Annotated in this window: 11 protein-coding genes and 1 pseudogene; 5 read left to right on the top strand and 7 right to left on the bottom strand. The window is 64.8% G+C overall.

What is annotated here, in order from left to right; all coding sequences use genetic code 11:
* Positions 1-40: 40 nt before the first annotated feature.
* On the bottom strand, positions 41-340 hold the full coding sequence (locus tag B141_RS0135390; protein ID WP_237742892.1) for a zinc finger domain-containing protein: 300 nt from the start codon (positions 338-340) through the stop codon (positions 41-43).
* A gap of 208 nt (positions 341-548) precedes the next feature.
* Here B141_RS0135390 and B141_RS0135380 point away from each other — a divergent pair, with 208 nt between their 5' ends.
* The 3 genes from B141_RS0135380 to B141_RS0135370 are packed head-to-tail and all read left to right on the top strand — an operon-like array spanning position 549 to position 4,313.
* Positions 549-1,985, top strand: coding sequence for an NsdA family TPR-like regulatory protein (locus B141_RS0135380; protein WP_020579909.1), 1,437 nt, complete (start codon positions 549-551; stop codon positions 1,983-1,985).
* Positions 1,982-2,941: an FAD-dependent oxidoreductase gene (locus tag B141_RS0135375; RefSeq protein ID WP_020579908.1), complete on the top strand. Its 960-nt coding sequence runs from the start codon at positions 1,982-1,984 to the stop codon at positions 2,939-2,941. Before B141_RS0135380 ends, B141_RS0135375 begins: the two co-directional genes overlap by 4 nt.
* A gap of 49 nt (positions 2,942-2,990) precedes the next feature.
* Positions 2,991-4,313 carry a restriction endonuclease gene (locus tag B141_RS0135370; protein ID WP_020579907.1) on the top strand — a complete coding sequence of 441 codons (1,323 nt, stop codon included), beginning with the start codon at positions 2,991-2,993 and terminating at the stop codon, positions 4,311-4,313.
* Between the two features lie 302 nt (positions 4,314-4,615).
* On the opposite strand, the gene B141_RS53270 is transcribed toward B141_RS0135370, so the two are convergent.
* The gene (locus tag B141_RS53270) at positions 4,616-5,047 is read right to left on the bottom strand and encodes an ImmA/IrrE family metallo-endopeptidase (RefSeq protein WP_474775237.1); all 432 of its coding nucleotides are present in this window, start codon (positions 5,045-5,047) and stop codon (positions 4,616-4,618) included.
* Between the two features lie 147 nt (positions 5,048-5,194).
* Here B141_RS53270 and B141_RS0135365 point away from each other — a divergent pair, with 147 nt between their 5' ends.
* On the top strand, positions 5,195-5,548 hold the full coding sequence (locus tag B141_RS0135365) for a hypothetical protein (protein ID WP_020579906.1): 354 nt from the start codon (positions 5,195-5,197) through the stop codon (positions 5,546-5,548).
* Between the two features lie 170 nt (positions 5,549-5,718).
* Here B141_RS0135365 and B141_RS0135360 read toward each other — a convergent pair whose 3' ends face one another.
* The 4 genes and pseudogenes from B141_RS0135360 to B141_RS52620 form a co-directional block, all read right to left on the bottom strand.
* Positions 5,719-7,845 (bottom strand): UvrD-helicase domain-containing protein, encoded by a 2,127-nt coding sequence (locus B141_RS0135360; RefSeq protein WP_020579905.1) that lies wholly within the window; start codon positions 7,843-7,845, stop codon positions 5,719-5,721.
* Positions 7,845-14,186 (bottom strand): DEAD/DEAH box helicase, encoded by a 6,342-nt coding sequence (locus B141_RS0135355; protein WP_020579904.1) that lies wholly within the window; start codon positions 14,184-14,186, stop codon positions 7,845-7,847. Before B141_RS0135355 ends, B141_RS0135360 begins: the two co-directional genes overlap by 1 nt.
* Positions 14,183-18,899: pseudogene (locus tag B141_RS44540) on the bottom strand (class I SAM-dependent DNA methyltransferase). The gene B141_RS0135355 and the pseudogene B141_RS44540 overlap by 4 nt, the downstream one beginning before the upstream one ends.
* The gene (locus tag B141_RS52620; protein WP_020579903.1) at positions 18,896-21,781 is read right to left on the bottom strand and encodes an SNF2-related protein; all 2,886 of its coding nucleotides are present in this window, start codon (positions 21,779-21,781) and stop codon (positions 18,896-18,898) included. Before B141_RS52620 ends, B141_RS44540 begins: the two are co-directional and overlap by 4 nt.
* Before the next feature lie 119 nt (positions 21,782-21,900).
* On the opposite strand from B141_RS52620, the gene B141_RS0135340 reads away from it, so the two are divergent.
* A complete protein-coding gene (locus B141_RS0135340) occupies positions 21,901-22,335 on the top strand; it encodes a very short patch repair endonuclease (protein ID WP_020579902.1) in 435 nt (144 codons plus the stop codon).
* On the opposite strand, the gene B141_RS0135335 is transcribed toward B141_RS0135340, so the two are convergent.
* Entirely contained in the window at positions 22,322-23,869 is a 1,548-nt protein-coding gene (locus B141_RS0135335; RefSeq protein WP_202806034.1) for a hypothetical protein, read from the bottom strand. The genes B141_RS0135340 and B141_RS0135335 overlap by 14 nt on opposite strands.
* Positions 23,870-23,975 lie beyond the last annotated feature (106 nt).

The raw sequence follows: 23,975 nt of genomic DNA, 5'->3' as shown, positions 1-23,975 counted from the left end.
TCTCACGGATCTTTCGACGCTATGGACGGCCAGCTCGACGCTAGGCGTGATCCGGCATCGTCCTGCGTGACACGTGCTGAGTATCGAGCCCTTCGAGCAGCACACCGGACGAGGTGTTGACGCAGTACGCTCCTGGCTCAGCGCCGCAGTGCGGGCAGGTCCGCAACAGCACGCGGGCAAGCGTGCTGAGGTCGCTCTGGGTGTAGCCCATTTGGGCAAGACGGCCGTCCCAGATCCAATCCACCTTGCCGCTGTCCAGGCCGTCCGCGCTCATCGCGACACGACCATCACGTAGAAAAACCCGAGCACGACGAACACCATGAAGTTCGCGGCCTTCCACATTGAAGACCTCACGACTGGCTCCTTCCCCGATCTCTACAGATGCGGCGGCCTCTCTCGCCCCGCAGCGCTAACGACACGCGCAATTTCAGCCGCTACCCGTGCTTGCGGGGAGGCGTTGAATGTGTCAAAACTGTCAACTTGGTCCCCAGCTGTACGTGGTCGGTAGGGCTGGGCAGCGGGGTGGCGACTGCGAGACGGGACTGGTTATGGACACACCTGCGGAGAGGGGGAAGAGGCAGCCGAACGCTGTCCTGCACCGGCTTCTGGATGAGCTGGGCTGGTCGCCGCGTACGCTCGCTCAGCGCGTCAACCGCGCCTTCGGCGCCGGTACGATCGCCGAGACGGCGCCGTACCACTGGCGTGACACAGGCCGGATTCCGAGACCGCCAGTTCCTACCTTGGTCGCCTCGCTGCTTTCAGCGGAACTGGGCAGACCGGTGACGGTGGCAGAACTCTGGCAAGGCATGGCCACCGAGTCGCCCTACGTCGTCACCGCTGACACAGGGCTGGACCTGCCATGGGGCCGCCGTGGCACACTCAAGGTAATCGATGACTGGGTGGTGAGCGGCTTGCTCGATCGGCGACAATTCCTCGCTATCTCCGGCGCCAGCCTCACCGCGCAGGCCACCGGATACCTGTCGGCGCCGATCTCCGTCCACCAGGAGCCGCTCGCACCCGGCGATGGAGGACCGCTACTCGAGCAACTGGAGCATTCCATTCCGCTCCTGCAGAAGCTCGACGACGCTGGCGGTGGAGGCATGCATCTGGACTATGTTGGGGCCCACTTCCGGACTGTTGCCCTCCTCATCCGACAGGGCGGCCACGCCGCCAAGGTTGAGAATCGCCTCATCGCCGCGCTCGCCACCATTGGCCAACTCGCTGGGTGGATGGCATTCGACGCCGGGAAGCATGGACTCGCACAGCGCTACTTCTTCACCGCGTTACGGGCCGCCCGCGAATCGAACTACCGGCCGATGGCCGCTCACATCGTGGCCGACCTGGCGTTCCAGGCAGCGACTTTGGAACAACCAGAGGATGCGGTCAGTCTCGGCGAGACGGCCGCCAAGATCGCGGTCGGAACGCCAGTCAACGTGCGCGCATCCGTCCAGACCCGTCTCTCGTATGGGTACGCGATCAGTGGCGACGTCCCGAGCTTCGAACAGGCATACCAGTCGGCGCTTGACATGGTGAGTGACGATCAAGGCGCCGAGCAGCCCGACTGGATGTACTTCCTTACGCCGAACCATCTCGACGTCCAAGCAGGTTACGCCCTCGCTCATGCCGGCACTCTCGCGATCGATGCCGGCGACCGTACGACCGGTCGGAAACTGCTCCGCCGCGGCGAAGCGCTCCTTCGTACAGGCGCATATCAACGGCCGCTTGACGACCCACAGCAACGACGATCTCTGTTTGAGGGCGCCTGGCTTGCCACGGCAGCCGCCGCATCGGGGAAGTTCGAGGATGCCTGCGCTATCGGAATGACCGCGACCGAACGCATGAAGACCGTTCGTTCCGCGCGGAGTGTCGATGTCCTCCAGCGGCTGGCGAGCCGGCTCCGGCGCGCCAGCCGTAACGAGTACGTACGAGACTTCTTACCCATCCTCGAACGTGCACTCGCTCGGCAGGTAGTCCCGTCACGATGACTCACGCGGATCCGATCCTGGTTGTGGGAGGCGGGGTCATCGGCCTGACCACCGCTGTCGTCCTGGCCGAGTCCGGCTTTCCGGTCGTTGTGAAGACCGCTGAACCACCCGAGCACTCCACATCCGCAGTGGCAGGCGCGCTGTGGGGGCCGTGGATGGTCGATCCGCGGGACCGAGTGTTGCCCTGGGCAAAGCAGACCCTCGATATCCTCACCGACCTGGCGGAGGAAGCGAGCACCGGCGTACGGATCGCTTCAGGCATCGAGGTTTCGACGACCTACCATGAGCCGCCGGAATGGGCACGGCTCCTGTCGGATCGGCGAGCGTGTCGGCCCGACGAGCTCCCGCCTGGCTACTGCTACGGGACCTTCTACTCGGCTCCCCTGCTCGACATGCCGGAGTACCTGTCGTACCTCACGACGAGGTTGAAGCGCGCCGGCGGTCGCCTCGACATCGCACGCATCACATCGCTTCGCGCCGCTGACAACGCCCAGGTCATCGTGAACTGCACTGGCATCGGCGCCCGTGAGTTAGTCCCCGATCCCGACCTCTACCCCGTCCGGGGGTACCACGTCGCCGTCACCAATCCCGGACTCACGAACTTCATCGAAGCTGACACCGGCGACGATTCGGAATTCATCGCGATCTACCCTCACCGCGACCACGTACTCCTCGGTGGTACGGCAGAGAAGGACGTGTGGGAACGGGATCCCGACCCCGGTATCGCTCATCGAATCCTCGCCAGGTGCCGGTCAATAGATCCGCGTCTAGCCGATGCCCAGGTCATTGGCCATCGCGTTGGGTTACGCCCGACTCGCCAGGACATCCAGCTAGAAGCAGAGGAACTCCCCGTCGGATGGATCATCCACAACTACGGCCATGGAGGGGCAGGGGTGAGTCTGTCGTGGGGCTGCGCCCGTACCGTCGCCGATATCGTGAGCATCCTCATCGACTGACAGACCGAACGGTGAATCTCATGGAACGCCGAGCAGGCATGATGTGACCATGAAGCCTCGTCGGGTTGCTGTCTACGACATCCTTCGGTACGCGCGCGGCGCGAGCCCGATAGAGGTCATGCTGGATGGCTATCCGAACTACTACTTCCTCATGGCCTCACCAGGCAGTAGCCAGCCGAAGATCATGTTGGAGCGGGGGATCAACGCCACCGCCTGTGTTGCTGGCCCGGACGGCTCCCGGCGACCTGTGATCGCGATCCGATCCAGCCCGTGGAAGGCCGGACATGCCACGAATCCCTGGCATGACGAGTTCGACCTCGACCACGGGCATGTGCGCTACTACGGCGACCATAAGCCCAGCACTGACGGCCTGCCTGGCGTCACCGCTGGCAACAGAGCCCTCCTGGATGCCTGGCGATTCCACGCCGGAACCAACTCAGATGAACGCGTCCTGGCCCCTCCGCTTCTCTTGTTCCGCTCGAGCACGGTTCACTGGGGTGGCCGGAGCATCGTCAAGGGTCACGTCGAGTTCTGCGGCGCTGCGCTCATTGAACGCCTGGAGCACGTCGTTCAACGTGACCCAGTCACCGGGCGCAGCTTCCCCAACATCCTTCTGGACCTTGCCGTCGTGGACATGTCCGAAAGCGGCGACACACTCGACCTGCGGTGGGTCGACGATCGGCGTGACGCCAGCCTCACCGCGATCCAGGCAAACAGGCATGCACCGCAGGCTTGGAAGCGCTGGATCAGAGAAGGCAGCGCCGCCATCCCACGCATCCGGCGACGGGTTGTCTCCTCACGGGTGAAGTCCCACGAAGACCAACTACCCACGAAAGGCTCCGCCGACGCTGACGTCTTACGCACGCTCTATCGCTTCTTTGACGGCCGCAAGCATGCCTTCGAACACCTCGCCTCACGTGTGACAGCCCAGCTCCTAAGCCGCTCAGGAGCGACCTACCGTGACGGCTGGCTCACCCGCGTCGGTGGCGACGGGGGCATGGATTTCGTAGGCCGCCTCGACGTCGGTTCCCCGGGCAGCACCACACCACTTGTTGTCTTGGGGCAGGCCAAATGCATAGCCCCTGAGTCTTCCGTGAGCCCGGACCAGGTTGCCCGGGTAGTGGCCCGACTTCGCAGAGGCTGGCTCGGAGTTTTCGTCACCACCGGCACCTTCTCCAAGCAGGCTCAAATCGAGGTCATCGACGACCAATACCCGCTGGTCCTCGTACCGGGCCGCATTCTTGTTGAACAGGTACTACGCCTGGCCGCCGCGGACTACGGCGCCGACCTCGACGCCCTGCTAGCTGACGTTCTTGAAGGATATCCCGCAGCCGTAACCCACCGACGGCCCGAAGAAGTACTGCTCGGCTAATCCAGGTTGTACGCTTTTGTTCTCCGACGGGTGTCCGGAAGATTCGGCATCATCACTCGGCAGTCCATCCACTAGGTTCTCTCGACTCCCTCGCGGAACTGATTCAACGCATCAAGGACTACATCGACCCAATGGAACGAAGACACCGAGCCGTTCGAATGGACGGCCACCGTCGCAGATCCTAGAAAGAGCCGCCATCCTCGACCGCGACTATGCGAAACTCGTCGCCAATAACTAAATGCAGAAATTAAAACGGAAATTCAGCTACCAGTACTATCGGAGAGCAGCCGCGGCGCCACTGATCAACGCTCAGCCTTGCGCAGACCAAGGAATCGGATTCCCATCTCAACCACACGCCCTGCCGCAATCATAATACGCTCAAGACTGATGTCTTCAGGGACACGAGGTTCAGCATCTAGATATTGGGCGAGGTGTACTGGCATCCTCGCCCCCTCATCAATTCTCTGGCACGCCAGGTACGCCAGGTACGCCACTGACTCTGCCTCAAATTCCATGACCACGTGGCTGATCTTATGCCGGTCTGGCCACCACTTTGGATTGGGTGTCCCCATGTGACCGCAGTACAAGTGTCCTAATTCATGGGCGAGTGTCGCGAATCGCTCCGTAGGATTTAGGTCTCGATTGATTTCCACTTCGTAACGGATGGGAAGCTGGGTCGCTTCTAGGGGCCGCCGCCTCACTACTACCTCTTGACTCAAGCCGGGCGTTGCCATGCGAATGCAACCGGCCGACTGGGAGCCTGCCGGCACCGCGGTGACACGAACTCCGTCCGCTTTTGCGTTTCCGATTGTCCGCGTTAGGGCAGGCTCCACATTGACCATTGGCGGCATCGCGAATGGATTGATCACTCGGATCGGCAAGTGTTCGGCTCCAGGCTCGGGCTCTGTCTGCGAGACGTCATAAACGAACATCACCGGCCCGAAGGGCTGCAGCGCAACGAGGGGTTGCTCTCCCGGTTTGACCCGACGACGGTATTTATCTCGCCAGCGGTGCGCTGGCGCGACGTACCGGGCACCACTTCGTTGGGTGTGGATCAGGAGTGCATTGAATGGGGCGTATCGACGAAAGCCTCCTACGAACCGGAGAAGCTCCCGGTAGGCCTGGCTCGACTGGTAGCGAAGGGCCTCGCTAACCAGATCGTCGATAGACTGGCGAGCTTCCTGAGCATTTACGGGCCCATGTCGAAAGCCGTCCCGAGGTGCATCTTCATCTGAAGGAAATACATCGAAAGTCACAGACCGAGTATGCCGGAAGGACGAACCCACCGCATGCCATGTGTCAAAAGATCGTCGTTCCGCTCAGCAGGTTAGATGCCTCGTACCGCTATCACGCGAGACGTACAGAGCGTCCTTGACGCCACGCTGGCGATGGTCCATCTGGCACATCAGCCTCGGCTCAGTACCACCAGCTCGTCCCGCGCGCGGGTCGCCGCCACGTACCTCAACGACCGAGCCCTCAGTTCCGCGTCAGCCCGTTCAGACGCATCCAAGGACTCCAGTCGTGCAAGTTCAGCAGCCGATGGTTTGCCTACAGCGAGTACGACCTTCGAGAACTCCGTGCCCTTGGCACGGTGCATGGTCAGAACGGGTACCCGTCCGACGGGAGGCCGGTCGCGGTCGACGGCGCGGGCGTCGATGCCATGTTCGGTGAGGGCGGTCACAACGCGATCACGGTGGAACCTATCCTGAACGAGGACTGCGATAGTTTCGGGGCTTCCCCCCGCCTCAAGCCACGCACGAATGTGCTTAACGATGAGCTGCAGTTCGTTAGCAAGGGAGTCAATGGCCTTCACGATTGGTACGGGGCCAGTCCGGGCGGAACGGTAACCGGTGACCTCAGATTCTTCCTCCAAGTCGACGTACCCACCACCATCAAGGATGGACATGGCGTACTGCAGGTTCTGCGCCGTGGTGCGGTAGTTGAGGGTAAGTCGCTGCGAACGGCCAACGATGGCCACGCCGTATCGGCCGAGGACGACCCGTGAGCCGTAGATGCGCTGATGTGAATCCTCGGCGATGAAGAGATCGTCGGGGTGCTCATCGACGAGGGCGCGTAGGAGCTGCCAGTGGGCGGGGGAAAGGTCCTGCCCTTCGTCAACAAGCACATGATCGACGGGCCGTTTGGACTGCATGCCGAGTGACGCGGCCGCGACAGCTGCTGCCTCGGTGAAGTCGAGACTGCCGTCGATACGGCTCTGTGCACGGTATGCAGCGATCAGCGCCCAGACGGCAGAGCGTCTCGCGCGGTCGAGTGCGACGCCACGTCCGGGGCGCCGAACCCGCAAGTAGGCAGTCTCGTCGTAGATCTTGTTGGGCAGTACGACGTGGGCGTACTCGGTGGCGAGAAACGTCTCGTTGGCAAGCTCCTGATTCAAGGTCGTCCCAGTCGATTCGATCGTCTCGCGCCACCGGGTGGAGGACGTACGGACCAGAGGTGCAGAGCGCTCCTCGCCTAGGACGTCGCGCATCGCGGCAACGAGACTGCCGCCAGCTGACCGAAGCACGGCTGCAGCCAGCGCATCGACGCCGCTCACGTACACGCCCGCCTGACCTAACCCCCTCGCCTGCGGCACCCGCGGGTCGAGCTGAGTGAGGCTGTCGCCGAGTGCTTCGGCAAGGTTCGTGGTGAACGTGGTCAGGAGGATCCGCGCCTCTGAGTCACGCTGAGCCAACGCTCGAGCACGATGGACGAGTACGACGGTCTTACCGGTGCCCGCTCCACCAGACAGACGGAACGGGCCCTTATATGTTCGATCGACGTAGCGGCGCTGCTCAGGGTGGACGAAGATCCGCCACGCCCCGAAGTCCCCGTCCTCGATGACTCGGCGAAGCTCCTCCTGGCCGTCAATAAATGCGTACTGCAGCGCCGCGGCTGGCCGCTTGAGAGATTGCAGCACGTCGGCGTCGGCATCGCTGGATGGATCGGTCTTCTCGAGCTGCATACGTGCGACGATCGCATCGACGCTGTCGCCTGCGGCGAGGTCGACGAGGATGGTGCCGACCCAACCCTCATGGTGCTGGGCAAGTTCGAGCACGGCGTCCTCGTCGGCTGCAACCATGGCCCGGTCAACGACAACATCGGGCAGACCGAGTGTTTCGATTAGGTCCGCCCGGTCGTGTCCCAGGCGGGTGAGCAATGGTGCAACCGACGGCAGCGCCGTGGGTGCCTCGGAGACCGGCGTCGAGGAGACCTCGTCGATCTGCGGCAGTCCATTGACAGGGTTGACCTTCAGCCGTACGCGTCGAGCAATGGTGATCGCGTCGTCGTGTGGCCAGATGCCATGGATGACGTAGTGCGTCTCGCCGTCGCCGTCGAGGCGGAACATCACCGCTCGCCAGAAATCGTCGACCCGGCCAGTTCGTACCCGTGGATCGACGGAATTGTGGATGGGCTCTACGTGCAAGCCGAGCGCCGTGTCGTCCGTGCTGAGCTTCTGCAGAAACGTCATCGCCTTGCCGCGTATCGAGCCGTCGATCTTGCTGGCGAGTTTCCCCATGATGATCGTTGGCATCAACGTTCTCCGTGGATGTGAGGATTGGCGTCGGCGAGGGCTGCAGCAACAACGTCGGGTGTTGGCTCGACGACCTGCCACCCCGCGGCGGAAAGGTCGGTGCGATCCTGGGGCGGCATGTGCATGAAGGCGACGACCACCCTCTGCTCCGGCCAAGACAGGTCGAGTGGGATGCCCTCCGGACCTTCGGCGCCGACGACCGGCGGCACGAGATTCCCATGAGCTGCGAGAGCGGCGACCAGGTTCTGCTCGTCGCCGGGTGCAGCGGCGTCATAGATGTCAGCCCACGCGCCGACAGGCCGGCCGAGGTCGGTGTCGTTGGAAGCCGAGGTGGCGGGCTTGACGAGGCTGGCGGTCGTCACGACCGTCGGCCAGTCGCGCAGAGCGAATGCGTTGGACAGACGCAGCCAGGCGCCCCAAGCCTCGGCATGGGCATCGTCGCCAAGAACCTGGTCGCGATCGTCGAGGACGGCGGCAGTTTGTACCACCATGGCGGGAAGCATCTCGACGACGACAGCGAGAGAGCCCATGCGATGCACGTGGACTCGACGCGTGCCCGTCGGCAGGTGCTCGTCCAGCAGGACTGCGCGAGCGACCTCCTCGAGGCCCACCGTCTCTGGGACCTGAAGCGGCTGAGCCCCGACCGACAAGAACATCAGCACGGCGCGAGCTACGTTGCGTACGGCCTGAGGGTCGGGCGCCGTCACCCACTCGATGAGCCAGTCGAGGGGTCCGCGACCAAGTGCCTTGTACGACTCAGGCGGGGCCTGGAACTGCGGGACGTTCATCAAGTTGCCGGCCACATCTGGGCTGTACCAGGTCGGCGATGACCCGGTGCCATTCACGTCGGCGTTGACATCGTCCATCGTGACAGCGAGGACGACCAGGCCAGCGTCGCGCAAATTTGCACGCTTCGCCGCGTCGTCGGCGAGCCTGTTGGCAGCGTGGCTGGCGTGGTACGCCCGGCCATCGGTGAAGATCGCGACAGTGGGAACGTTCATGTCGTTGGTTTCGAGGAGGTAATCCGGCTTCGAGTCCCCGACGTTGACCTGAGGGCTGAGCGTCCACTGCCGATGGGTTCCCGGCAGGGTGAGGCGCACGGCGTTGCCGGTGGGACCAGGTACCTCCGTGACGGCGGCCCCGTTTCGCCGCAGGCGGCCGACGAACAGCCGGTGGAAGGCGCGCTCCAGGTGTGACTCGGGCTCCTCGTGTGGCGGCACCTCGGTCACGGTCCAAGTCGTCCCTTCGGCTGTCTCAGCATCGTCCGTCAGTCCGAGCAGGGTGCGCAAGTGTCGTTCCGCTGACGCTCGCGAGACCCGACGGACAGATCCAGGAGGGGTGAAGGGCAGCAAGCATCGGTGGCAGGCAAGGCGTTCCTCGTGACGGCAGTCGCATTCGCGGACCTGGTCCCACGCCAGAACGAGCAACTCGCGCAAATGCTCCGGGGTGGCTGTCTCGGCGAGGTAGCCCGTGCCGCCAGGTACGGCGTCGTGCAGCAGGATCGCATCGTGGTTGTCGGTGCCGTCGGACAGCGTCGGATCGACGACGTGCTCGACGCGGATATGGTCCGGGTGGCCACCCATCTTCTCCCGCAAGCCGAGCAGCAGTGCCGCGGAAAGGCTGGGGACAGCGAAGTCGTCTCCGAGGCTCACCGCTCGCGGGAGTCGAATCAACAGACCCTGGGTCCGCAGGGTCCGCGACAGCGCGACGGTGCTCGTCACCTCGGTGACAGACGTCCTGTATGGACACCAAGGGCGATGCTCGTGGGGCCGGTTGCGTCCAGTGTCGGTATCCTTCTTGCCGCAACCGGAGCAGACGCGAAACAACGTTCCCTGACGTTCGCCGCCGGCGATGGCGCGTGTCAGGCCGTGCCCAGGCGGACCGATGTTGATCCACCGTAGGTCGACCACGCGAAGGTACGTGCACCCGAGCCCGGTTCCCTCGACGAACCATCGCCGTGCGACATGGGCAGCATCGACATCGGCCGCTGCGACGACCTGGAAACCAGCATGGCCACGCTCGTCCTTCCGGTCGGAGATGGCGACCTCGTCCCGGCGTACCTCGGCGGAGACTCGCGTCAGCTCGACGACGTCGAGACGCTGGCCGGTGTCCCCGATGCCCGTGCTTCCGCAGCGCAAGCACGACGCCACCGGGAGATCACGACCAGATTCCGCCACGTCGAAGGCGTAGCCGCATGCAGGACAGAACGCCCAGGTGCGGATCGATGCGCCGTCGTGGCCGAGGTCGACCGCGTCGATGGCGATCTCCCAGCCGCGGGCGTAGAACGTCGCGCCGGGGGCGAACTCGTGCAACGCCTGCGCGGAGCCGCGCTGGAATTGCGCGCTGCCGTACTCATATGCGCCGGTGTCCGGATCGGTCCAGGACAGGCCGACGTCGAGCGTGACAGTGTCGTCAAGGAGCGTGTAGTTGGGGAGCAGCCCGTACTCCTCTAGGACACTGATCCAGTAGGTGCTGCGCAGGTGTGCGAGTTGATTGGCGGTGAGTTTGCGGGTGGCCTCCGCCGAGCGGAGTGCCTGCTTGTCGTCGTCGGTCGCTGCTGGCGAGTTGACGCGCGCCTCGAGCTCGGGGAGGAGATCGACAATTCTTGCTTGCCGCTGTTTCAAGGTCTCTACAGTGTCCTGCCAGCGGCTGCTTGCGGCGTCCACGTGGTTCGCGAATCCGCTGCTCCTCGGCCCGGCCTTTGGGCGCAGCCAGTCGCGTAAGCCATCCACGACTTCGCCGGGCAAGTTGTCGAAAGTGTCGACGAACCGAGGTAGATGCTCGTCAATGCTCTGCTCGGCATGGAGCACGAGGTCACCGAGGAACGTACCCGGCGCTCTGGACCCGATGGCTCCCACCGCAGTCCTCGGCTGACGGCGACTGGGATCGCGCGCAAAACCGTCCACAAGGTAGGCCGTGTACTGGCGGCTCAGGATCTCCTCGGCGGCCAGGTAAGTCGCCGGCGGACGGACCTCCCCGTTGACCATCGACAACGGGTCACCGAGCTTGGGCAGGTGCTCGCCCCGCCCAGTGACGAAGGCCAGGTTGAGAGCGTTGCCGGTGAGGCGGCCTGCACGACCTACACGTTGAAGATAGGAGGCGACTGTACGTGGCAGCGACGAGAGGAACACTGCCGAAAGATCACCGATGTCGATGCCCATCTCCAGGGTGGGCGTGGCCACGAGAACGTTGGGTGCCTGCGGGGTAGTGGCAGCGTCGCGGAACCCCTCCTCGTATGCCCGGCGAGTCTCGTCGTCGAGCAAGCTTGTGTGCTCTCGAGCCACGACACGTCGCATGTCCGGGGACGCGTACAGGTGTCGATAGAAGTTGTCAGCCAACGCCTCGGTCCGGAGGTGTCCTCGGCAACGGATCTGAAGGCACGGCGCTCCGCTGAGCTGCTCCACAACCGCGGTCGTGCCCGGAGCGGTGGCCCGGCAGGTGTCGCAGACGAGCAGGTGGCGGCCAGCAGCGAGGTCGGCTGCTTCGGTGGGTGCGATGACGATTCCGGAGGCGGGGATCGCGTACACGGTTGCCCCGGACTGGCTGGTGGCCGTCGTGAGGACGCCGTCCCGGGCCAGCCGGTCCAGCAACACCCGCGCGAGGCGTCCAGCATCGAACGGAGAGATGTCCAGCGCACGTGAGGTCCATTGGGCATACCAGGACTGTGGCGACGTGACCGAGTCCAGGCCGCGGGTCGAAGCGGTGGAACCGCCGATCTTCGGATACGCAGGAGCGGGTCGATTCCGCGGGAAGGCAGGCATGCCTTCACTGCGGGGTCGCCCTCCCCAGATGGACCAGTCATGACCATCCTCGAGGCGATAGCGGTCGAACCATGGATGGTCGATCGCGCCCTGGACTCGCATCCGGTCCAGCACACCACGTACCCACTGCACGAGAGTCGGATCGTCCGGCCCCTCAGTGTCGAGCGTGCCCTGCCAGGAGGTGCCCTGTATGGCGGCGCGTGCCACGCCGGTCATCCGTTCGGGCAGGCCAGCCTCGACCTCGACGGCGACGGAGCCGGTGAGTTCGAGCGTGCGGCCGATGCGGGAGTTGAGCCCGAATTCCAGAGCCGCGTCGAGCGCGACCCGCTTGCGAACCCGCGACCGCACCGGGGCGCGCACGGACCGAAGTGTCGCCGACCTCCAGAACTCTGCGAAGGACTCCCGGTCGGCGCAGTCGGGGGCGAGGATGCGGTACCTCGCGAACGAGTCGTCGCCAGCCTGCCTTATCACTTCGTCGACGAGCGCGTCGAGCGTGAGGGTGCCGTCCACGACGGCGTCGCGGAGGGCAGACCGCAGGGTGAGCGTGTGCGACCTAGCCTGGACGAAGCCCGCCCTGTGAGCCGCGTCCTGCACGGAGTCGGTGAACACCAACGCCTTCTTCTCACGGGCGTCGAGGCTGGGCGATCCGAACAGGGTCGACAACGAAACCGAGAGGAGGGTCGCGATTGCGCTGCCGAGGAACCGGATCCCGTCCTCCTGCCTGCACGAGGGACAAGCATCCTTGCGGGACTGCTCGTCGGCGTCGGGGCCGGAGTGGCTGAGCACTGGGAGGATCCAGCCATCCCGCAGGTCCGGATCGTCTTCGGCCACATCGGTGAGCAGCTCTCGGTTACGGACCGAGAACCAGCTGAGTCCATCGACTCGCTCGTCTTGGTCAAGGCGGGCAGCGGCCTCCACGGGCGCGTACAGCAGCGGCCGGAATCTGCCCTCCTTGGCCGCGTGCTGTCGGCGAATCCCCTCGTCGTCCACGGCGAGACTTGTGCCGACTGGCGCTAGTCCGATGCCCCAGCCAGAGCGGCCGCAGTGGCGGCAGTAGATGGCCGGGAACGACGGCCGAGCCTCCTCAGCGTCCCCACTGGCGACCGGCGGCCCGTCGTCGCTCCACCAGAAGCGTGCGGTCGCGGCGGCAGTGCGGTCGATCCGAGTGAGCTCGCGGATCCACATGTGTACGTCGACTGACAACGCACACCGCCCGACAATCGCCCGGACATGACCGAGCATCGCGAGCACGTGTGACAGTACGGTCTCGCTTCGGGAGGTGCTAGCGCTTGTGACGTCGAACACGCGCGCGGCTAGCGTGTCGAGCGCGACTGCGTGCTGTGCCTCCTGCGCAAGTCGTTGAACGAGCGGATGAGCACCGCAAAGTGCCGACAGCAACTGAGGATCCGCGTCGCCGACACCGTCGGCTGCAACCTTGTACAGCAGTCCGAGGACCGTGTGGGCGACCTCTTCCCCCGTCGGACTGTGTCCGAGCGCCGCGACGGCCTCGACCACCGCCGTCAGATCTAGCTCGTTGATCTCGACCGACGTGAACCCGGCCGCGGCGGCCGACTCTGCGGCGCCGTCGGCCCACTCGTCGAGGCTCAGGCGGGTCTCCGTTACGATGGCGTCAGCGTCGAATTTCTCCCCGAAAACCGTGTGGGCGAAGTCCAGCATCACCGTCGGGTCGCCCTTGTCGCCGAGCGTTGCCGACGTCGCCACCGGTGTGGCGAGCCCCAGTGGCCGGGCTCGGGCCGCGTCGTCGATGGCCGGGTCGTGGTCAGGCCAGTGATTCTTAAGGACCAGCCCGAGACGACGTAGCAGCATGGCCACGTCGGTGCCCTGCGCGCCGTCGTAGGTGTGGAACTCGTCGAGCACCAGGTAGCGCAGGCTCATCGCGGACTGCCGCCACAGCTCCTGGTCGTCCGCGCGGAGCAGGAGCTGATCGAGCATCTTGTAGTTCGTGAGCAGGATGTCCGGTGCCGTGTCCCGAATGATCGCCCGGTCAGTTATGAGGCTTTCGGTGGTCACGGCCGTGCGGGTCGGCCCAGCTTGTCCGATGTAAAGAGCTGCCGTCACGCCGGCCAGGGCAGCGTGCGTCGTGAGGAGCTTCGTCAGCCGCGTGGCCTGGTCGTTGGCCAGGGCGTTCATCGGGTAGAGGATCAGCGCCTTGGTGCCCGTCACGCCTTCGCGGCGAGCCCGCAGCACGTGGTCCAGGATCGGGTACAGGAACGCCTCGGTCTTCCCTGAACCGGTGCCCGTTGTGACCAGTGTTGGCAGCGGCCGACGCGGCTGGCCGTCCAACACCGATGCGAGGCGCGTGAACGCCGCCGCCTGGTGACCGTACGGCTGGAATCCCTCGTACCAACCGAGTGTGTCTCGCCACCCCTCGTCGGCAGGGCGGTAGGGCAACCGGAGCCGCACGTAGGGGCCCTTGAACATGCCGGACGCGGGATCCGACAGGAATCTATCCAGCCCATCGCGGGCATCTCCGTCGGTCAGCCCGAACGTCGTCGTCAGGTAGTCGACCAGGCTCTGCCGGATGCTGCCCGCCTGGTGAGTGGGAAGCAGCTCACTCACGACCGTTCCTTGAGTAGGCGCTCAAAGTGAGCGTACGCCTCCCGCATGTCCGCTTCCCGGTTCAACGTAACAAAGGGCAGTTCGTACGTGTAGGTGTTGCCCGCTTGGTTGGTCGCGGTGCGTTCCTCCTCAGTGATCCGAGCACCCTTCTTCCGCCACACGCTCAGGACGGAGTTGGGTACAAGGCGTCCGTTGACGTCGTAGTAGTACACGTTCTGGTCGTACCCGTAGAGGACGGCGAACTGTGTGCGATAGATCGTGCACAGTTCGTCAGCGGCTAGCCCTAGCGTGAGCGCGACGAGAGCATCGATCTCCACGAGCGCCTGCCGCCGGTCGGCGGCGACACGAAGCGGGATCCCTGCATTCCAGGGACGACTGACCTCGCCGAGGGGCCGACGTAGGGCATGCTCGAAACCACCCGCCCAGGTTTCATCCCGGAACGTGGGCAACCAACAGTCACGCCAAAGTTGCGCGTACGCGTCGGTGACGCAGTTCAACCGCAAAGCGCGAAGTACGAGCGACCTGACGAGTGGATGATTCATTTCGATCGGAAGTCTGCGAATAGTCCCGTAGAGAATCTCCGACTTCGACGCACTCCGCACGAAAAAGTCAAGGACTAGAGATGAAGTGAAACCGCTTATGATCATAAGCGTTGTCGAGTCGGCGTCGTGGGTGGCCATGGCGTGAACCGGATGCACGTGAGCGGTTCCGGGGGGCACGATTGCCGTGATCAATGTGCGTTCGCCGGTGTTGGCGGCCATGCGACGCCAGGCAAGGCGATAGAAGTCGAGAGCTGAGCGCGACTCGTCAACGTCCCAATGCGTGTAGTCGCGGGCGTACTGGTGCTCGTCGCATGCTGGCTTATAGGCCGTGGCTGGTATTGCATCGAGTGGAAGGGCCTCGAAGTCAGTCGTGGACCAGTCTTGGTTATGTAGCATGGTCTTGTTTGGGGTTTTGTACAACGGCGTTGCAACGAAGAGGTGTGGTCCCTGGATGATCACGTCTTTCCAAGACTTCGGCACCCCCCATTCAGACTCGAAGTAACCTTTCGCGCGATCGATACTCTCATTGCCACCCGCGCGAGAAGTGGAGTTTTAGTTCGTCGACACGCCTGGCATGTGACAGCTTTTCGAGAACCGACATGGTTGAGTGATTTACTCCGTACACCATCCGGGTCTGGTCTACAGGCACTTCGGTCGGCTCGAGGATTGTGTGCCAGGTAGCCAGTGCGGTTTTGGTGACGCTCGTTAAACGCCCCAGATGAGGACGCAGATCCCAGTTTCCGGACTGATTCTTCATGCCGGGCTCGGATCCACTGCCGTCATGGGTCAATGATCGCAACGCCGTCTCTGGATGATATAGCCAGCAGGCTTGAATAAAGTCGGGCTCTTGCTTACGCGAGCCGTGGATTGTTATTCCGAACTGCTTTTCGTCCTTGATTTCAAAGAGCATTAATTTGTTTTGAAAGTGCCAATGGCGACGCAAGCGTCGATACAGCTCTGCCCGTAGCGGGCCTGCATTCTCGTCACTGAAGTGCGTCTCGTAGTGGATCATACCGATGACGCCGACGGAGGACATGTGCCGCCACATGTGTTCCATGAAACACCGGTAGAGATCAGGCTGGAGACCTTGAAGGTGAGGGTATTGCGCCACCGATCCTACGAACTCAGCCAGGCAGGCGACGTCAGTCGTGCCACTGATGACTTGGTCGCGCATACCGGGTAGGGCGAGCGTCGCGTCGCGTCGTGGCTTGACCTGGGCCTGGGTGGGCTTGACTTCGAGCTGCCACCACGGGTCTCCCTCAGCCAGAAGGGCGGCCACATCGGAGCGTGGCCGCACCCACGGGGGGTTACCGACCTGGAGGTCGAAGCCACCCATGGTGAAGACGGTAGTGAAGTCCAGGTTCCAGTGGAAGAAGCCTTGTTGATCAGCGACCCGGTCGCACACGAGGAGCCACGGGTGATCTGTAAGCACCTCGGCTACTGGGCGCGCGCTCGCGAAGGCAAGCTCGATCCTCTCGGCCTCGTTCAACTCCTCCCAGTCTCCCACCATGGCTAGCGTCTCGCGTGGGAGACGCTTGTTGCGCGCCTCGGGACTACGGCCTAGCAGTCCCTGCAAGGCGGCGACCCACTGCGCCATGGTCGGCGGCTCTACGCGCTTCCCGTCAACCGTGGTGGTCTTGTCGGTCAGCGGCCAATACCACAGGGCGGTCCAGGCGTCCATGACTCGGCGCAGCCGACGGTAAGCGCCGTCATCGTCTGCGAGGGCCTTTTCGATCTGCTCGCGCTGCACCGCACCACCGGAAGCCAGGCTGCCGGCCTCCCACACAGGGATTGCGCGGCGGACCTGTTCCTCGGAGATTCGTAGCCGCCGGTACGTGATCTGCCACAGCACCTCGACCCGATACGCCAACTCGACGAGTGCGTCGACCTGCTGCCTGGTGGGCTTCGCCTTCATACTGCTGCGCCACTTCTTGAGACGCTTGGCTGCGTCAGGCGCGAGTATCGCCGCCTCGTTGGCATCCGCCGCGGCGCCCCACCCGTCGGCAGGCAGCAGGAAGTGGTGGATACCGTCCGCGGCGACGCGTCCCGCGTCCATGTCGTCCTTTAGGGACGTCAGCGACACGTCGCGTGGCACCGCGCCGAGCCACGACTTGTCGCTGACCTGGCTGCGGCGATACACCGCCCGCCGGGCGCCGACCAGGGAGTTGCCGCGCCGGAGGTGCAGGCCGAACCACGGCGCGGCCAGGCCCTCGACCATCGTGTCGAGCCACAGCGAGATCTCGGCCAGCTCGACGGCGGTGGCGTTGAGGTCGACGCCGTACACGTTGTGCAGCGCTAGGTAGGCCTTGACCTCCTGCAGCCGGCGTGGGTACTCGTCAGGGTCGATGCGGACGCCCAGCTCGGTCTGGCGGCGCTTGAGATACTGGTCGGCGAGCTGTCGCACCGCCTCGATGGCGAACGCACCCGAGCCGAGCGCTGGCTCGCAGACGGTCAGCTTGAGAATCTCCGCTGCCGTCGTGGTGTGGCCATCTTGGTCGAGCAGTTCCTCGAGAGCCTGCCCCACTGTGAACCGGGTGAGCACCTCCGGGGTGTAGTACGAGGCCGACTGCTGGCGCTCTCGGCCCGCGAGACGGAACACGAAGGACCCCCGCCGGTGCAGCACCGGCCTTGGCTCACCGGTTACCGGGTCCGTGGTCTTTACGAAGTCGTCCGGTGAGATTCCGTCAGCCCGCTCGACCGGAACGACCCACGAGCCCTTCGATGCGTCGCCGTTCTTGGCGACTTCGTACAGATCAGTCTCGGCGAAGAAGCCGCTGTAGGACATGAGGCCCTCGTAGACGGCGCCGAGCTGGTTGATGCCCAGCTCGGCGTAGGAGATGAAGCCTCGGTCCTTGCCTCGCGACTCCTTGCTTAGCAGCAGATGGGTGAGAACCTGCTGAAGCGCGGCGTTACCCGGGCCCACCGCGTCGATGTGCGCGGTTGCTTCGGGGCGAAACAGGTCGGCGCGGAGTGCGTTGAATGTCAGCCCCTCCGCGCCCGCCGCCCCCTCGTCGGCGCCGTCGCCTGCGGGAGCCGGTGAATGGCCGGAGTCGACAAGCCGGAAGAGCACACCGAGCGATTCATACAGGTGCGTGCCGTTACGGGCATGCCGCGTCGCCAGCTCGACCTGTATCAATTCACGTAACCGGTCGAGGCTGTACCCCTGGTCGTACTCGGGGGCACCAGCCGGCAGCACGCCAAGCTCGGGTGACGCCTCGGCGTACAAGAGGAACAGGATGCGGTAAAGGAACCGTAGCGACTGTTTCGCCAGCGGCTGAGCTTCCCCAGCCGGTAGCGGATCGAGGCCTTGGTCTCGGCGGCGGGTGACGACCTCGTTGGCGATGATCTCGATGGACAGGCGGACCCCGTCGCGTAGGTCCTTGGAGACCCCGACAGTGTGCTTGACGGAGGCCTCGAGGACCCCGTGCCACCAGAGCTTACCGTCCGCGTCAGGGGCGATCGACTGGGCGGCGAGGCAGGTCAAGGCCCGGTCGATCTCCCCGCCTCTCTTCGTGTCGTTCCGTTCGCAGATGGCTTGCACGTCGACGGCGAGGTAGCGCCCCTCGGCCCAGCGTTCCCGCTCGGCAAGCATCGCCCAGCGTCCGGCGAGCACGAGGACGAAGTCTGGGGCGTCGTCGGTGATGAACAATGCCGACACCAGCCGGGCCGCGGACTTCACCTCCTCGGTGTCGTCGCTGAGCTGGACCGGCTCCCGCAGGGTGACGGCGTCACGGGTCAGCAGGTCCTCGACCGTGGCGACCGGCCATGCGGACACGACGACCAATGGCGCTTGCTCGGTGATGCCAGGGGACGACACCCGCAGCAGTGGATCCTGACGATCGAGGACGAGCCCGTGTCCAGTCAGCTCGAGGACCTCGAGCATGCGTTCGTGAACAAGCGATGCCACGTCATCGGGTGTGCGTCCGCCAGCCAGCTGGTCGTCGGCCTCCGGGTCGAGGAGTTCGGCCAGCGTCGCGAGCTGAGTCTCCAGCTCCTGCCGAGCCTCAGTGAACCGCGACCGCGGTGTCGCACGCCCCTCCTTCGCCTCGGCATCCCAGAAAGTGCGGCGCTCCAGCACTCTTGCGCGGAACGACTCTCCCTTGGCCTCGGCGGTGAAGTAATGCTCCGAGACGAAACCTTCACCAACGATGATCGCGTCCGAACCACTCACGACTTGCTGCCTTCCATGTCCGGCACGACCACCAGCAGCGGTCGCACGAGCTGCCGGTCGGGCGCCATGGTCTCAACCAGCTCTCGTTCGTCTCTTACGATTGTGCGGCGCTGCTTCAGGTCGCTGCGCTGGCTGAGCGCCTCGGCGTTCTTGTCCCAGCGGTCAAGCCGGCGCGCCCACTTCTCCACCCGCCGCGTTGCGTCCTGCACGGACGCCTCGAACACCGTGCGCAGGTGCTTCTCCCCTTCGTGGACCGCCGGATCCACGAGCTGTTGCAGCGGGCCGACGTCTGCGATCGGCCCCAGGTTGTCACGCACCGTGTCCCACCCAACGGCGCGCAGCGCTCCTCGCGCCGAGTCGTGTGGAGTGACCAGCACGAAGGACGGCTTGTCGAGCGCCGGGAACTCTGCCGTCAACCACGCGACCGACACGACTTGCCCGCGCCGGTTGGTCAGCGTGCCGAGGAGCAGCACTGTCGTGGCGTCCGCTGCGCCGCGAACCGCGAACACCTCGTTGCGGCCAAGGGAAGCCAGCGCTCGGTCGGCGGCCCAGTCCAGGACGGGATGCTGTGGGCTCAGATAATGGGCGTCCGGCCAGGTCGAGTCGCTGTCGTCCCGCAGCGCGGACGCGAGCCGGTCCTTGCCGCGTGCCCGGGTGGTGGCGAGTACCAGTCGCTCGGTGACCTTGCGGTCGGCTAGGTAGGCCTGGGGCAACACCTCGAGGCGTTGTACGAGGTCAGGTGGCGGTGTCAGCTCGACGGTGCCGAAGGCCGCGTCACGCCGCCACCCGACCCCGCCACGCGTCATCGGCGCGGTCGGGTCGATGAACGCCTCCAGGAGCGCGTCCTCGAGGTAGGAAACATCGTCCTCGTAGAGAATCGACCCAAGATCAGTTCCGATTTCTGGTGGAGTTGCAACCGGCTCGGCGGGAACTGCCGCGGCGGGTGTCTCGAAGAGCTGGGCGAATAGGGCCGCGAGATCGTTGCCTGCTGTCACGTCGCTAACGGGACGGACCACGTCGTCGAGGGACTTGCGTCCGGCAAGGACGTCACGGATGGCGTCCTCCTCGGCCTTGACGTCGTAGCGTCCCATCAACGAGGCGACGTCCCCGAGGGCGGTGTGTGCCTCGTCTTCCTTCTCCATCAGCCTCGCAAGGATCCGGACGTCACCGGCGAACCGTTCGCTCGACGGGTCGAGCAGCAGTGCCGTGATACGGGGCGGGTGCTTCTGCCCGTACCGGTCGATGCGGCCGTTGCGCTGTTCGATCCGGATCAGGCTCCACGGAATGTCGAAGTGGACGAGCTCGTGGCACTGCGCGTGCAAGTTGACGCCTTCCGAGGCGACGTCGCCGGTGACCAGAACCCGCACCGGGGTCTGCTCCTGTTTGAACGCCTCGACGATGCGCTGCTGCTCGTCGTCAGCCAGCCCTCCGTGCATGATCTCCACGGCTTGAGCGGGCAGGCCGAGGTCCTTTGGCAAGCTTCGTTGCAGCCAACGCAGAGTCTCCAACCGCTCCGCGAAGACCACCGCCCGTACGGGCGAGTTCCGGCCGACTCCGATCTCCTTCAGGTGTCCCAAGAGCCCGGCGTACTTCGCCGGGGGCTGCCGAAGCGTCTCCTCGTTGAGTGCGGCCAAGCGTTCGAGGGCCTGTCGCTCGACGTCGGCCCGGTCGTCGCGCCCGAGGCGGCCTAACCGCCCCTCGATCGTTTCCTTCAGAGCTGCAGGGGAGGACAGGAAGGCCTTGGCAAGCGTCCAAGGGAACAGCGAGGCGTTCTGCCCTGAGCACGGGCTACCGCCCTGGCCGGGCCACAGCCACGTCCGCTCAAGCTCGCTGGCTACCGCGTCCTCTGCGGGGGTCGCGGGGACCAGGACGTTGTTCGGTTCCTGCCGCTCCGCCCAGTCGGTGCCGACGACCTGCGCGACCTCGGGGCTGTGCCGATGCCGCCGGACGACGAGCCGCCGTACCTCGTCAGGATCGAGGTCTCCGTCGGCGGGGACCGAGGACGGGTCCAGCAGCCGTAGCAGCTCTGCGAACGACTCGGCCCGACCGTTGTGCGGCGTCGCTGAGGCAAGGATCAGAGCCTCTGTGTTGCGCGCCAACAGCCGCGCCAACCGGTTGTTCAGCGTAGTGACGTTGGCGAGGTTGTGTGACTCGTCGATGACGACAGCGTCCCAGCGCTGCTTGCGGAGGCTGGCGACGTACCGGTCGGACTTGAGCGTGTCGATCGAGATGATCGCCCGCTTGTAGTACGTGAACGGGTTGCGAGTCGCAGGCAGCTTCTGACGCACCCGTTGGATGCCCGCGGAGTCGAGTCGTACGAACGGTAGGGCAAACCGAGTCCACAACTCGTGCTGCATCTGTTCGAGTACGTGCCGCGGCGTCACCACGAGGATCCGTTCGCCACGCCCCCGGCGTACCAGCTCAGAGAGGATCATGCCGATCTCGATCGTCTTGCCGAGCCCGACCGAATCAGCGAGCAGAATCCGCGGTCGAAGGTGTTCGGGATCAAGCGCCTTACGAACAGCTGTTTCTTGATAGCTGAGCGTGTCGGCCAGCCCTCGACTCGCCACCGACAACGAACGCTCCCCAAGCGGCACTGCGGTCTTGCGGACCGTCGACTCCAGCCACAGGCGCGCGGTCCGGTAGCGCGGGCTGCCGTCGGCGACCACCTGGGCCCTCGCCGGTTCCAACGGCGACACGTCGTCCAGCTCCGTGTAGAAGGACGCGCTCGTGTCGCGGACCAACTCGCTGAGGCCCTGGACCTGCACCAGGGTGCCATCAGCGGTCTCCTCGGTCTTCACCACGAGCCATTCCTCGTCGCGGACCACCACAACCGATCCCGGCGCGAGTGCCACGCCGAGATCGGGCTTCGTTGCCGTCACAGATGCGTTCTCCATCTTCGAAAGGTCGCGAAGCAGACGTTTACTACAAGTCAGTCCTACTACCCGGCCGGAGCCTAACCGTCACGGAACTCCGGCGACTTCCGGATAGGTTTGCCGACATGGACCGAAAGCCGGGTCTGCCCGTACCACTCGACTCCGCGACGTCGGCTCGCCTCCAGCGGCAGCCACGGGCCTCCACGAAGCCTGAGGTGGCACTCCGCCGTGAGCTCCATCGCCGAGGACTCCGCTTCCGGGTCAACCATCCCGGGCTGCCCGGCCGCCCCGACGTGGCGTTCACTCGGGTGAAGGTTGCAGTCTTCGTCGACGGCTGCTTCTGGCACCGCTGCCCCACGCACGGCACCCTTCCCCGCAACAACCGTGAATGGTGGCTGGCCAAGCTCGACCGCAATGTCGCCCGCGACCGGGCCAAGGACGCTGCGCTCGCCGACCTGGGCTGGACAGTCCTGCACGTGTGGGAACACGAGATGCCGGAGACCGCGGCCGACCACGTCGAATTGGAAGTGCGCCATCGGGTGCATATCACAGCGCGGTAACGGGCGTACGTAGGTAGCCGTCCGTCCCGAACAGCACGCCACGGTCGAGGAACCGATTGAAAAACCGGCACGATGGCTCGCCCAGATGCACGCATGCGCTGCACGCCCCGCTGCCCCGGCTGCATCCCGGGTCCAGCGGACAGCGGTGTTCCGCGTCGACGAACGATCCGAGCAGGTCGTCAAGGTTGGACTCGAATACCGCCTGCATACCGCCGAGAACGAAGTCGCCACGCGCAGCGGCGTAAACGAAGAAACCAAGGTGTCCTGGTACCAAGTATTCGCCCAGCGCATCCCGCTCGATACCCGAGAACACGGCAGTTTGACGGATGAATCTGTGCGCGTAGGTGTGAACCAGCTTCAACACGTCGGTGCCTGCCGAAGTGACCGATGGGTTGTCGCGCTTGGAGGGCACCACCGCCGCCTGCAGGATTGCGACCCGTGCCGCGACCGGATCACCGTCGCCGGACCTCCAGCCCTGTAGCTGGTGCCCCCGCGTCGATATCCACGTCGCGACTCGCACCGGATCCAAGCGCACCAGGAACGCCTCGGTCTCGGCCAGATTGCCGTACAACCGGTAGCCGCCTCGCTTTCGTCGGAACGGCACCAACCGGCACTTCGTAGGGTCGTCGTCCCCGCGGGTGTAGCCATACATGGCGTTCAGCACCGGGAATCGGTCGACGAGGTCTAGGCCATCGATTCCCGCTCGCCTGAGCGCCGCTGGATAGGTGTCCCGGTAGCGCATATCGAGAGCGTCGCCTGGCGTAGCCCCGCACAGCGCCGTCGTAGGGTTTCGACTCTCTGCGAGCGCCATCGCGATGTCGACCGCTTCCCGTTCGGCGCCTTCTCGCCGTTCAACGGACAGCTGGTCGATTGGGTGGTCGCCGGGATTGGCAAGCTGGTCGCCCTTCTCGGCCATGTCCGCCATCATCTCTGCAAACGCCGGATCCATGCCGTCGGCGATCAACTTTGCGAGGAACTCTTCCTTCGTCTGCTTTGCCGTCACGTCCGCCGGCCGCGCCGCGGTGAGACCCTCGACGACCCAAACCAATGCTTTGCGGGCGCCGCCAGCGAGCTTGAGGCCCTCGCGATGCTCCGGCCGAGGTGGGTTGATCAGCACAGTGCCGCGCGGCGTGTATACCGTGCGAGCCTTGTGCACGTTCCACCGCACGGGGCCGTCGCCGCACACGCACTTCCGGTTGAAGCCGAGGCCCTGCATCGTCTGCGTGTTGCAGACGGGGCAGACGAACGTGATGTCCCCGGCCGTGGTGCTCTTGGGGATGACCACCTTCACGTCGTCATGCTCAATGCACCGCCGGATCCACGGTTCGGTGATCGCGCCGCACGCGTGGATGCCGACGAAGTGCAGCTGCCCCCACTTGCGCTTTCCACACCGGCACGGCCGATCGAGGGACTTCCCAATGCGCTTGCAGTCCCGACATAGCCATACCTGTGGATACCGCTCGACCATGACCCCACGTCGCTCGTCGAGTTCGACGACTTCGACGGGAGCGTTGCGGAGCAGATCGTCGCCCATGCCGCCGTCGGTGTCATAGGCCGCCCATGCCGCAACCTCCTGTCGAAGGTGCCGACGCACCAGGTCGGTGTCGACCTCGATGGGGATCGGCGCCGACCATTCAGCG

It is taken from the genome of Actinopolymorpha alba DSM 45243 (assembly GCF_000373925.1).
In the GTDB taxonomy this organism is placed as follows: domain Bacteria; phylum Actinomycetota; class Actinomycetes; order Propionibacteriales; family Actinopolymorphaceae; genus Actinopolymorpha; species Actinopolymorpha alba.
The sequence above is the reverse complement of the archived record's forward strand: the minus strand, read 5'-3'. Positions and strand labels throughout refer to the sequence as shown.